At 67.8% G+C, this 12664-nt stretch carries 10 protein-coding genes; 6 read left to right on the top strand and 4 right to left on the bottom strand.

Annotation, left to right across the window (positions count from 1 at the left end; translation table 11 throughout):
• Positions 1-40: 40 nt before the first annotated feature.
• The gene (locus E0H73_RS09295) at positions 41-1039 is read left to right on the top strand and encodes a glycosyltransferase family 2 protein (RefSeq protein ID WP_238163902.1); all 999 of its coding nucleotides are present in this window, start codon (positions 41-43) and stop codon (positions 1037-1039) included.
• A 9-nt stretch (positions 1040-1048) separates the two neighbouring features.
• Here the strand turns inward: E0H73_RS09295 and E0H73_RS09290 are convergent, their stop codons facing one another.
• Positions 1049-2128 (bottom strand): ABC transporter ATP-binding protein, encoded by a 1080-nt coding sequence (locus E0H73_RS09290; RefSeq protein ID WP_131353352.1) that lies wholly within the window; start codon positions 2126-2128, stop codon positions 1049-1051.
• A gap of 231 nt (positions 2129-2359) precedes the next feature.
• Between E0H73_RS09290 and E0H73_RS09285 the strand changes: the two genes are divergently transcribed.
• Positions 2360-3379 (top strand): LacI family DNA-binding transcriptional regulator, encoded by a 1020-nt coding sequence (locus E0H73_RS09285; protein ID WP_131353350.1) that lies wholly within the window; start codon positions 2360-2362, stop codon positions 3377-3379.
• 282 nt (positions 3380-3661) lie between these two features.
• Here the strand turns inward: E0H73_RS09285 and snpA are convergent, their stop codons facing one another.
• Positions 3662-4330 (bottom strand): snapalysin, encoded by a 669-nt coding sequence (gene snpA, locus E0H73_RS09275; RefSeq protein ID WP_238163901.1) that lies wholly within the window; start codon positions 4328-4330, stop codon positions 3662-3664.
• A 216-nt stretch (positions 4331-4546) separates the two neighbouring features.
• Between snpA and E0H73_RS09270 the strand changes: the two genes are divergently transcribed.
• Positions 4547-5023, top strand: a complete 477-nt coding sequence (locus E0H73_RS09270; protein ID WP_131353070.1) for a DnaJ-like protein C-terminal domain-containing protein — start codon at positions 4547-4549, stop codon at positions 5021-5023.
• A gap of 16 nt (positions 5024-5039) precedes the next feature.
• On the top strand, positions 5040-5525 hold the full coding sequence (locus tag E0H73_RS09265; protein ID WP_131353069.1) for a hypothetical protein: 486 nt from the start codon (positions 5040-5042) through the stop codon (positions 5523-5525).
• 10 nt (positions 5526-5535) lie between these two features.
• On the opposite strand, the gene soxR is transcribed toward E0H73_RS09265, so the two are convergent.
• Positions 5536-6009, bottom strand: a complete 474-nt coding sequence (soxR, locus tag E0H73_RS09260) for a redox-sensitive transcriptional activator SoxR (protein ID WP_131353068.1) — start codon at positions 6007-6009, stop codon at positions 5536-5538.
• Positions 6010-6336: 327 nt separating this feature from the next.
• On the opposite strand from soxR, the gene E0H73_RS09255 reads away from it, so the two are divergent.
• Positions 6337-8247, top strand: a complete 1911-nt coding sequence (locus tag E0H73_RS09255; protein WP_131353067.1) for a DEAD/DEAH box helicase — start codon at positions 6337-6339, stop codon at positions 8245-8247.
• A gap of 49 nt (positions 8248-8296) precedes the next feature.
• Here the strand turns inward: E0H73_RS09255 and E0H73_RS09250 are convergent, their stop codons facing one another.
• On the bottom strand, positions 8297-9385 hold the full coding sequence (locus E0H73_RS09250) for an aminotransferase class V-fold PLP-dependent enzyme (protein WP_131353066.1): 1089 nt from the start codon (positions 9383-9385) through the stop codon (positions 8297-8299).
• 116 nt (positions 9386-9501) lie between these two features.
• On the opposite strand from E0H73_RS09250, the gene E0H73_RS09245 reads away from it, so the two are divergent.
• Positions 9502-12654, top strand: a complete 3153-nt coding sequence (locus E0H73_RS09245) for a penicillin acylase family protein (RefSeq protein ID WP_131353065.1) — start codon at positions 9502-9504, stop codon at positions 12652-12654.
• Positions 12655-12664 lie beyond the last annotated feature (10 nt).

Raw genomic sequence — 12664 nt, 5'->3', positions numbered from 1 at the left:
GTCTAGACAAGAATCGCGTCGGCGCGGACGGGTGGAATCGATGAGAACGACGATGCGACTGAGTCTGGTCGTACCATGCTTCAACGAGGCCGAGGTGATCGCCAAATTCCACCAGGCCCTCAGCCGGGAACTGACCGCCACCGGCCGTCCGTACGAGATCGTGTACGTCGACGACGGCAGCGCGGACGAGACGCTGGACGCGCTGGTCGAGCTGGCCGCCACCGACGAGTCGGTGCGCTACCTGTCCTTCAGCCGGAACTTCGGCAAGGAGTCCGCGATGCTGGCCGGCCTGCGCTACGCCAGCGGCGACGCCGTGGTGATCATGGACGCGGACCTGCAGCACCCGCCGGAGCTGGTCGGCCGGATGCTCGAGCACTACGAGCGCGGATTCGACCAGGTGATCGCACGGCGGACCCGGGTCGGCGACCCGGCCACCCGCACGCTGTTCGCCCGGACGTACTACTGGCTGATCAACCGGTGGGCCGACGTCGAGCTGATGGACGGGGTCGGCGACTTCCGGCTGCTGTCCCGGCGCGCGGTGGACGGGCTGCTGGAGCTGGGCGAGTACAACCGGTTCTCCAAGGGCCTGTTCGCCTGGATCGGGTTCGAGTCGATCCTGTTCGAGTACGAGAACGTGAAGCAGACCGACCGGAAGAGCCGCTGGACGTTCCGGCGGCTGCTCGAGTACGGGCTGGACGGGCTGCTGTCGTTCAACAACAAGCCGCTGCGACTGGCGATCTACGTCGGTGGCGTGCTCACCGCGATCGCGGCGGCCTACGCGGTCTGGGTGATCGCGGTCGCCGCCTTGAACGGGGTGAAGATGCCGGGATACGTCACGCTGATCGCGGCCATCACCGGACTCGGCGGGCTGCAGATGGTGATGCTCGGGGTGATCGGCGAGTACATCGGCCGGATCTACTACGAGACCAAGCAGCGGCCGCACTACCTGCTCAAGCAGACCAACATGGACCCGGCCGACCGCCTGGACAAGACACCGGCCTCGAGTGGCAGAGCCACCCGAGGCCGGCGTGTGATGTAGATCCCAGGATCAGGCGGTCAGCCGCTCCTCGGTCGAGGTCGAGAAGAGGTGCAGCTTGTCCGGCACCGCCGCGAGGCGGATCGTCGAGCCCTTCTCGACCGGCATCCGGGCGTCGATCCGGGCGACGATCTGCTGGTGCTCGTTGTTGTGCTCCGCGGTGCCGTACAGGTACGCGTCGGCGCCGAGCTCCTCGACCACGGCGACCTTGACCGGCAGGCCGTTGTCGGCGACCTTGAAGGCCTCCGGACGGACACCGATGGTCAGGGTCTTGTCGCTGCCGGCCTTCGACAGGATGTTGCGCTCGATCGGGATCACGTAGTCCCCGACCTTCGCGCCGCTCTCGGTGATGTCCGCCTCGAGCAGGTTCATCGCGGGCGAGCCGATGAAGCCGGCCACGAACTTGTTCTTCGGGGCGTCGTACAGGTTCAGCGGGGTGTCGACCTGCTGGAGCAGACCGTCCTTCAGTACGGCGACCCGGTCGCCCATCGTCATGGCCTCGACCTGGTCGTGGGTGACGTAGACGGTGGTGACACCGAGACGCTGCTGCAGCTCGGCGATCTGGGTACGGGTCTGGACACGCAGCTTGGCGTCGAGGTTCGACAGCGGCTCGTCCATCAGGAAGACCTGCGGGTTACGCACGATCGCGCGCCCCATGGCGACGCGCTGACGCTGACCACCGGACAGCGCCTTCGGCTTGCGGTCCAGGTACTCCTCCAGGCCGAGCAGCTTCGCGGCTTCCATCACCCGCTTGGCCCGGTCCTCCTTGGAGACACCCTGCATCTTCAGCGCGAAGCCCATGTTGTCCGAGACGGACATGTGCGGGTAGAGCGCGTAGTTCTGGAACACCATCGCGATGTCCCGCTCTTTCGGCGGACGGTGCGTGACGTCGCGGTCGCCGATGTAGATGGAACCCTCGTTGACCTCTTCGAGGCCGGCGAGCATCCGGAGCGAGGTGGACTTGCCGCAACCCGACGGGCCGACGAGCACCATGAACTCGCCGTCCTCGATCTCGAGGTTGAGCTTGTCGACCGCGGGGGTGTCGGAGCCGGGGTAGACCCGGGTTGCCGATTTGAACGACACAGTGGCCATGACGATGTACATCCCTTCACCGGCAGGAACGTGCCGGACGATCCGAGTAAAGGCCCCCGGGCGGGGGTTCGCTAATCCTCACCCGCCCCGCTCGTCCTGACAAGGTGTACGGCGTGTGAGGTGCCCGTACTGTTCACGTTGTGGACACTTCCGCGCATCCTGCAAGTTCTTGCAGGATCTTGCTGCAAGATCAGCGGCGGGCTGGGTACAGTTCCGGGCGTGAGCAGCAGCGTGAACGGGAGGGCCCGGCTGGCGGACATCGCAGCCAAGGCGGGGGTCAGTGAGGCGACGGTCTCGCGGGTACTGAACGGCAAACCGGGGGTCGCGGAGGACACCAAACAGGCGGTGCTGACCGCACTCGACGTACTCGGGTTCGAACGGCCGACCCGATTGCGGCGCCGGTCGGCCGGCCTGATCGGGCTGGTGATGCCGGAGTTGATCAACCCGATCTTTCCGGCGTTCGCCCAGGTGATCGAGTCGGCGCTGTCGCAGCGCGGCTTCACCCCGGTGCTGTGCACGCAGTCCCCGTCGGGTGCGACGGAGGAGGAGTACGTCGAGATGCTGCTGGAGCGCGGCGTCTCCGGGATCATCTTCGTCTCCGGCCTGCACGCGGACACCGGCGCGGACCACGCGCGGTACCAGTCGCTGGTCGAGCGGCGGCTGCCGGTGGTGTTCGTGAACGGCTGGCTGCCTGGGGTGGAGGCGCCGTTCGTCTCGTCCGACGAGTACGCCGCGATGGAGCTGGCGGTCACCCATTTGGTTGCCCTCGGCCACCGTCGGATCGGGTTCGCGTCCGGGCCGGAGCGGTTCATCGTGGTGCAGCGCAAGCTGGCCGGCTACCGGACGGCGATGAAGGCCCAGCTCGGATTGTCCGACGACGAGCTGGACCCGATGGTCGCGTTGAGCATGTTCGGGGTAGAGGGTGGGGCCGCGGCCGCTCAGCAGCTCGTGGACGCCGGCGTCAGTGCGGTCATCTGCGGTTCCGACATGATGGCGCTCGGTGTGATCCGGGCAGCTCGTCAGCGTGGCCTCTCGGTTCCTGGTGACATCTCGGTGGTCGGCTACGACGACGCTCCGATGATGGAGTTCACGGATCCTCCGATGACGACGATTCGTCAACCGGTTCAGGCGATGGGGCTCGCGACCGTCCAGTCTCTGCTGGAAGAAGTTCGTGGCCACGCGACCCCGCACACCGAGTTCCTTTTCCGCCCCGAGTTGGTGGTCCGCGGTACGACAGGTCCCGTCCGTTGACCGTGAGGCGGCCTGCCCGGGCATCGGGGCGGGCTGCCCGGGCAGACCGGACTGAGAGGGCGTCTGAGAACCCTGCGCCTACTGCGGGGCACTCGGCACGGCACCTCGCCGCACGGGTGCAAAGGCCACGATGCTCCGCATCGAGACCTTCGCCCCCGCACGCCGATGCACCGCACCGAGCACCTCCTCGCGACGGCGCAGAGTTCTCAGACGCCCTCTGACTCCGGCTCGGCCGCCCCCTGCCGGACGGTCGAGCCGGAGGACCGGATCAGTCGAGGGTGATCACTTCGCCACGTGGAATGCGGCGTTCGGCAGGCTGGTGATGCCGTTGGCCCAGAGCTGGTCCACTCGGGCCCGCTCGGTCGCGTCCGGGTTGGGGTTGGTGCAGGACGGGCCGGGGCCGCCGCCGGACATCAGTTCGGAGCAAGGGCCGGTGTAGTGGTCCGGCAGGCCGAGCACGTGGCCGGTCTCGTGGGCGGTGATCCGGGTCGGGTCGTACTCCTGCGCCTGGGCATAGTCCAGGAACACGTAGCCGCTGCCGTGCCCGTCGGTGGACGCGTACGAGCCGCGCGGGTCGTTGCCCTCGGTGTAGTAGAAGTCGTAGTTGCTGCCCTCGACCAGGTGGACGTTGCTGACCGAGGAGTTCCAGATCTGCGTGCTCGAGTTGATCTGCGACTGGAAGGTCGGCGCGTCGACGGCGTACGTGACGGTGACGGCGGCCATCTTCTGGCCGGACTTGGCCTGCTGGGCCATCTTGGCCCGGGCGGACTTCATCACCGCGTCGTAGAAGGCCCTGGTGGCGGCCTCGTCCTGCGGCGAACCGACGTACGCCGCCCGGGTCGCGGCGGTGGAGGCGGACGGGTTGGTGACGGGGGCCGACGCAGTGGGGGACGCGGCGGCGAAGGCTGGGACGGCGAGTGCGGCGGCGGCGAGCCCCGCTAACGAACTCAAGACACGGCGATGCGACATGGGAGGGCCTCACTCCGGATATCTGTGGCGGATAGCGACCAGTGGATTACTGTTCGCTACCCCCGGATGCTGCCAAGACTCCGGAAATTCCGCACCGGATCACCCCAAACTCGGGGGTTAACCCGCGACTCACACCGACAGTTCTATGTCATCCATAGCCTCAGCCCTATGACCTGACCCCCCGATAGGGTCAATCAGGTGCGCTCCCTGGGGAAAGTGCTGCTGGTGTTGGTGGCCTGCCTCGTCGAGCTTGCGCTGTTCGCCGGCGGTGCCGTGCTGGCCTTCTCGGGATTCGCGGACCAGAACGCCGCGCGCTACGACTACAAGGTGGGTTTCAAGCACCCCGGCGACGACTGCGGCAACAACGAGTTGTCGGTCGACGTCACGACGGGTGACCCGCTGCAGTGTCTCTCGTCAGGGTCGGGGTCGCTGCCGGGGTTCAGCGACGAGCAGCAGAGTGAGGTGGTGGGGTTGTCGAAGCAACTGGGCGAAGGGGGGCTGACGGGGGCGGAGCAGGATCAGGTGCAGAAGCGGGTCGATCGAATCGCCGACTCGCTGCCGCCTGATCGCCGGCCCCAGCATCCCTGGCTCTGGGGCTGGAAGCTCGGCGTCCTGGGCCTTCTCGCCGTCCTCACCGCCCTCGTAGCCGCCGGCCTCGTCATCGACCCCGACTAACCAGGAATCTGAGCGCATGCGCGTACTGGGGAAAGTGCTGCTGGTGTTGGTGGCTGTGGTTGGGGTGGTGGGGCTGGCGTTCGGCGGGTTTATGGCGGCGTTGTGGGGGTTCGCGGATCAGTACGCCGCGCACTACGACTACAAGGTGGGGTTCAAGGATCCCGGCGACGAATGTGGCAACAACGAGCTCTCGGTTGACCGCGCCGACGGTGCGCCGCTGGCGTGCGGGTACGGCGGATCGTCGGGCAAGCTGCCCGGGTTCAGTGACGAGCAGAACGCCGAAGTGATCGCGCTGTCGCGGGAGTTGGGTGCGGGTGGTTTCACCGACGCGGAGCGTGATCAGTTGCAGCGGCGGGTGGACCGGATCGTCGCGTCTCTTCCAGCGGACCGGCTGCCGCAACACGCGTGGCTGTGGGGCTGGCAGCTGGGAGTGCTGGGCCTGCTGTCGCTGGTGGTGCCGATCACAGTGGTCCGCACGGCGACCCGTCGTATCCGTCGCTAGCGGGTACGCGTCACTCGCCGGGGATGCCGACGTTGAGGATGCGGGCGCCGGGGCCGCGCTCGGCGAGGCGGTCGGCCTTGTTGTAGAGGTTGCAGCGCTGCAGGCTGAGGCAGCCGCAGCCGATGCAGCTGTCCAGGTCGTCGCGCAGCCGCTCGAGCTCGGAGATCCGCTCGTCGAGCCGGCCGCGCCACGTCTTGGACAGTCGGCTCCAGTCCGAGCGGGTCGGGGTCCGGTCCTCGGGCAACGAGTCCAGTGCGCCTTTGATCTCGGACAGTGCCAGGCCGACCCGCTGGGCCGCCTGCACGAAGGCGATCCGCCGCAGCGTGCTCCGCTGGTACTGCCGCTGGTTGCCGGCCGTCCGCCGCGAGGTGATCAGGCCCTGGTCCTCGTAGAACCGCAACGCCGACGCCGCTACTCCGGACCGATGTGCAATCTCCCCGATGGAGAGCCAGTGCTCCTTGCTGGGGACGTTCTCCTGCGCCATACGGCCACCCTAGAACCGGGTTCCAAAAACTCAACCGCACTTGAACTGGGTGGGCCGTCACCGGCGTGGTCAAGGGGCGGTCCCAGGTCGGGTATACTTTTGGGGTGTCGGTGCGCGCGTCGCGTCACCAGAGCATTTCCCAGGCGCTCCGACCCGTCGGTTTCAGCATCCCGCTGAAGGTTCCCGGCGACGAGGGTGCAACGCGATAGCACCCGCAGGTCGATGCCTATCTCCTGCCAGTTCGTCCAGACCGGCCAGTTTCTCCTGGCCGGCCTTTGCGCGCGGGTACCGGTCGGGTTTCGTCCGTGACGTTGAGAGAGAGATTGCGTGACCCAGCACCACCAGGACCAGCACGAGCCTGCCGCCGGTAACACGGCCGACGGCCGGATCAAGAAGCCGCGGCACAAGAAGTTCCAGACCCAGTCGTACGGCGAGCGGATGGCGGCCGACGCCGCGGCCGCTTCCCCGGCGGCCGGTGAGGTCCGGGACGACACCGCTCGCGGTGAGCGCCGGGGCGGACCCACCCAGTACTCCGACCGCGGTGTGCGCAGCTACGACCGCGCCCCGGTGAAGGGCTACCGCGCCGAGCGCGCCAACCAGCCGCGCCGCGAGGACGACCGCCCGCAGTACCGCCGCGACGACCGCCCGGCCTACAAGCGCGATGACCGTCCCTCGTACCAGCGGGACGAGCGTCCGACGTTCAAGCGGGACGAGCGTTCGCGCGATGAGCGTCCGTCGTACCAGCGGGAGGAGCGTCCGCGTAACGAGCGTCCGTCGTACCAGCGGGACGAGCGGCCGCGTTTCGAGCGGAGCGATCGCGCTGAGCGGCCGACGTACGGGCGGGACGACAAGCAGCACACCAAGCGGGACGAGGCGCCGGTGGACCTCGGGACCGTTGCTCCCGACAACCAGTTCGCCGAGCTCGGGATCGCGCCGCGGCTGATCCAGCGGATGGCGCGGGACGGCATCACCACGCCGTTCCCGATCCAGGCCGCGACCATCCCGGACGCGCTGGCCGGCAAGGACGTGCTCGGCCGCGGCCAGACCGGTTCCGGCAAGACCCTCGGCTTCGGTCTGCCGACGCTGATGCGGCTGGCCGGCGGCCGGACCGAGTCGCGGCGGCCGCGCGGGATGATCCTCGTCCCGACGCGTGAGCTCGCGATGCAGGTGCACGACGCGCTCGAGCCGCTCGCGCACGTGATGAACGTGTCGCTGAAGCTGATCGCCGGCGGCCTGCCGTACCCGAAGCAGATCGACGCGCTGCGCCGTGGTGTCGACCTGCTGATCGCGACGCCGGGCCGGTTGATCGACCTGTGCGAGCAGGGCGCGGCCGACCTCGGTGCGGTGGAGATCGCCGTACTCGACGAAGCCGACCACATGTGCGACATGGGCTTCATGCCGGCGGTCACCACGCTGCTGGACATGACTCCGGCCAGCGGTCAGCGGCTGCTGTTCTCGGCAACGCTGGACAACGACGTCGACACGATCGTGAAGACGTACCTGAAGGACCCGGTCACGCACTCGACCGAGTCCGGCCAGGCCACGGTCACCACGATGGAGCACCACCTGCTGGTGATCGAGCCGGGGCACAAGCAGTCGCTGACGGCAGAGCTGGCCAGCCGCGACGGCCGGACGATCGTGTTCGTCCGGACCAAGCTGGGTGCCGATCGCGTCGCGACGCAGCTGCGTGACCGCGGCGTGATGGCCGCGGCGTTGCACGGCGGTCTGACCCAGGGCGCTCGGAACCGGACGCTGGACCAGTTCAAGGACGGTTCGGTACCGGTGCTCGTGGCAACGGATGTCGCGGCTCGCGGTATCCACGTCGACGACGTCGGTCTGATTGTCCAGGCGGATCCGGCAGCGGACCACAAGGACTACCTGCACCGGGCCGGCCGGACGGCTCGCGCTGGCGGCAAGGGCGCGGTTGTCACGTTGGTGCTGCCGCACCAGCGGCGTGGCATGGTCCGGCTGGCCGAGTCGGCCGGTGTCGACGCCGAGCCGGTTCGCGCGCGTCCGGGCGACCAGCTGGTCACCGAGCTGACCGGCGGTAACAAGCCGTCCGGCTACCCGGTGAAGCTGCCCGCCCCGAAGCCGCAGCGCTTCGGCAAGGGCGGCGGCAAGGGTGGCAAGCGGTTCGGCAGCAGCCGGCCGGGGCGTGGCCACGACAGCCGTGGTGGCAGCGGACCGCGTCGCAGCAACGGACCCCGTCGTACTGACGGCAAGTCGTACCAGCACTGATCGAGGCGAGGCCCTGATTCCCTTGAACACAAGGGGATCAGGGCCTTTGCTATGTCAGGATCGCCCAGAGCCTGGCGAGTACGGCGGCGATCTCGGTGTCGTCCAGCGGGACGAGCTCGAACATCAGTTCATTGGTGTCGACGCGATCGGTCATCACGTAGATCGACGGTGACCCGGCCTCGAGTTCGGTCGCCAGGCGCTTGGCGTCCGGCACCCTGAGCAGGGCCCGCGACACCTGCAGGCCGGTCGGATCCGGCACGACCTCGGTCACGACACCGGGAATCTTGCCGGCGGCATCGGCGAACGCGACCACCTTCGCCAGTTCGTCGGCCTCCCACTTCATCCGGTCGAACGCCTGCCACTCCTCGAGTGCGGCCAGGACGCCGATGACGGCCTCCTTGGTCGGCTTCATCCCCCGGCCGATGCCTCGCTCCTGGGCGCGCACGGCCTGGACGAGCGACCAGGTCCCGGCGACCAGCCCGGCCGTGGGGGAGCCGAGGTACTTCTGCCCGCTCACCAGGACCAGGTCCGCACCGGTGGACAACAGGTCCGCGATCCGCGGGAACTGAGCGGCGCCGTCGATGATCGCGGGTACGCCGCGACGATGCGCAGCACGTACTGCGGCGACCAGATCGATCGGCTCGCCTTCGGTCAGCCGGGACGAGACGAGGAACAGGCAGGCGACGTCCGGGCCGTCGAGCTCTTCCTCCAGATCCCCAATGGAACAACGGGTTTCGTCCCCGGCGAGGTCTACCTGCGCACCGGCCAGCCGGATGCCCTGCAGGTTGGTGTGACCGTAGTTGACGACGTGACACGCCGGCAGCACGACGCGGTGGTGCAGATCCGTTGTGTCAGGCAACGCTGCGATCCGGCGCGGGTCGCCGCCGGTCATCGTGGCCGCGACAGAGAGCGTGATGCCGGCCGCGGTGCAGTGCACGACGGCACCGGCCTGCGCACCGGTGAACTGCGCGATGGCCTCGCTGGCCCGATCGCCGAGCTCGTCCATCACGAAGAATTCAGGAAGTGCCTGTGCGACGGCCGCCGCCACCCCGTCGGAACTGCGCGACACCCCGAGCGGGGTGTACGTCCCCTTGGCGTTGATCACCACACTCAACCGATATCGCTCATGGATGCTCATGGTGCGGCTGAGCCTAGTGGTCACGCACAGCAATTGGCGAGACCCCGAGCGCAAGATCTTGACCCGAAACCTACTGGTGAGTCATTCTCAGTTTTACTGAGCAGAGGAGGTTTCTTGTGCCCCGCCCCGCACGCCGAACCCACCTTCGTCCGATCACCGCCGCAGCCGCCGTCATCGCCGTCCTGGCTGCCCTACCGTCGCCGAGTCAGGCCAAGCCCGAAGCAGCGGCCGCCACACCCACCGATTATTGCGTCGGGCAATGTCGCGACATCCTTCCGCCCGGCCAGAACGGCAACGCCACTTTCACGGATCTCCTTCTTTTCAAGGGATTGGGCGTCCGTCCGCCACACTTCAGCGATTCGCTGAAGCCGTACCAGGACCTGGTCTGGAACTCGCAGGGCATCACCGACGACGGCCTTGCGCCGTACTATGACGACGCCTCGTTCGGGGTGCAGCCGAACGACGTGGCGAGCACGATCCACCCGCGCGCGGACGTCACGATCGTGCGGGACAAGTCGCGCGGCATCCCGCACATCACCGGGACCACCCGCCAGGGCGTGATGTTCGGCTCCGGGTACGCCGGTGCGCAGGACCGGCTGTTCGTGATGGACGTGTTCCGGCATCTCGGTCGTGGCCAGCTCACCCCGTTCGCGGGTGGTGCGGCGGCGAATCGCGCGTTCGAGCAGGAGTTCTGGCGGACAGCGCCGTACACGGAAGCAGATCTGCAGCGGCAGTACGACGACGCCGACGAGCTGTACGGCGCCGACGGCGTGAAGATGCAGCAGGACATCCAGGCCTGGGTCGACGGGGTGAACAACTACATCAACACCGTCGGCATCGCCTACCCCGGTGAGTATGTCGCGCTCGGCCTGGACTGGCCGACCCAGCCGTGGAAGGTGACCGACGTGGTTGCCACGGCTGCCGTGGTCGCGGGCATCTTCGGCACCGGCGGTGGGCAGGAAGTCAACTCCGCGTTGGCTTTGCTCGAGGCCCAGGCGAGGTACGGCGTCGCCGAAGGCACCAAGGTCTGGGAGTCCTTCCGCTCACAGAACGACCCGGAGGCCAGTACGACGGTGCACAACGGGACGACCTTCCCGTACGGCGAGACAGGTCCGAACCCGGCCGGTCGCGCCATGCCGGACCGCGGTTCGGTCACTCCGGAGCCCGAGGTGATCAACCAGACCGTCGCCTCGGGGAAGGCGGCGAAACCCGCACCCGCGGGCTCCGAGGCACTGCGCGGCATCTTCGACGGTGGTCTGTTCCCCGAAGGCTTTGGCAAGAAGGGGATGTCGAACGCCCTGCTCGTCTCCGGAGCGCTCACCGAGAGCGGCAATCCGGTCGCGGTCTACGGGCCACAGACCGGGTACTTCGCTCCGCAGCTGCTCATGCGTCAAGAGCTGCAGGGACCGGGCGTCAGCTCACGCGGCATCGCGTTCGCCGGGTTGAACTTCTACACGCTGATCGGTCGCGGACCCGACTACTCCTGGAGCGCTACGTCCGCGGGACAGGACATCACCGACACGTTCGCCGTACCGCTGTGTGAGCCGGGTGGCGGGACGCCGGCGAAGGACTCGCAGTACTACGAGTTCCGCGGCCAGTGCCAACCGATCGAGCGGCTCGAGCGGCACAACGAGTGGTACTCCAGCCTCGGCTCGTCCGAACCGGCCGGGTCGTACACGCTGGTTGCCCTGCGCACCAAGTTCGGCATCGTCACCCACCGCGGCACGGTCGGCGGACGGCCGGTCGTGTTCACCAAGAACCGGTCGACGTACGGCAACGAGGCCGGCTCCGCGCTCGGGTTCATGCAGCTCAACGACCCGGACCGGATCCATTCGGCGGCCGACTTCCAGAGTGCCGCGAGCAACATCGGCTACACGTTCAACTGGTTCTACACCGACAAGTCGTCGATCGCGTACTTCAACTCCGGGGACAATCCGGTCCGCGCGGCCGGTGGCGACCCGAACCTGCCGACCTGGAGCTCGTACGAGTGGCAGGGCTGGAATCCGGCCACCAACCGGGCGACGTACACCCCGGCCGCGCAGCATCCGCAGGTCGTCAACCAGGACTACCTGACCAGTTGGAACAACAAGCAGGCGCCCGGGTTCTCCGCGTCGGACGGGCAGTTCGGGTACAACGCCGTCTATCGGAGCCAGCCGCTCGACGACCGGATCAAAGCCGTGATCGACAACGGGCAGAAGTTCACCCGCGGCAAGCTGGTCGAGGCGATGGAGGACGCGGCCACAGTCGACCTCCGCGGTGACCAGGTGCTGCCGTACCTGATCCGGGTCCTGAAGAGCGCGCCCATCACCGATCCGGCGGTGGCCGACGCAGTCGCCAAGCTGACGGCCTGGGAGGCGGCCGGCAGCCACCGGAAGACGCCCAACGCCTCGTCGAAGACCTACGACCACGCTGACGCGATCCGGATCCTGGACGCGTGGTGGCCGCTGCTGGTCCCGGCAGAGTTCAAGGGCCTCGGCCCTGAGCTGTACGGCGCTCTGGTCGCGAACCTGAAGATCGACGAGCGACCGAGTGCGCAGGGATCCGCCTTCCAGAGCGGATGGTGGGGCTTCGTGCAGCGTGATCTGCGCAAGGTGCTCGGCGATCCTGTTCAGGCGCCGCAGCCGGTCACGTTCTGCGGTGGCGGATCGCTGGCGGCTTGTCGACAGGTCTTGTCGGACTCTTTGCTGGCAGCAACGAAGATTCCGGCTGAGACGACCCATCCGGCCACAGCGGACTGCTCGGCAGGAGACCAGTTCTGCGCCGATCAGATCGCGCACAACCCGATGGGTGGGATCACCCAGGACCGCATTGCTTGGGTGAACAGGCCGACGTACCAGCAGGTGGTCGAGTTCCCGGCACGACGTGGTGATGACGTCAGCAACCTGGCTCTGGGGAAGGTGGCAACCGCCAGCAGCCACGAGAGCGGCTTGTTCAACTCGCCGCCGGCGCAGGCGGTGGACGGGAAGCTGACCACGCGCTGGGCGAGCAACTGGTCCGATCCGCAGTGGCTGAAGGTTGACCTCGGCAACGAGCAGCCGGTCGGCCGGGTGGTGCTGCGATGGGAGACGGCGTACGGGAAGGCGTACCGGATTGAAGTGTCGCGAGATGGGACGGCCTGGCAGCAGGTGTACGCGACGACGACTGGCGACGGCGGGGAGGATGTCGCGCGGTTCGGGGCGGTGCCGGCGCGGTATGTGCGGGTGACCGGGACGCAGCGGGCCACGTCGTACGGGTACTCGTTGTACGAGCTTCAGGTCTTCCGGCAATGAGGGCCAGGGG

Source organism: Kribbella pittospori (genome assembly GCF_004331465.1).
In the GTDB taxonomy this organism is placed as follows: domain Bacteria; phylum Actinomycetota; class Actinomycetes; order Propionibacteriales; family Kribbellaceae; genus Kribbella; species Kribbella pittospori.
This window is presented reverse-complemented; position numbering and strand designations above follow the sequence as displayed.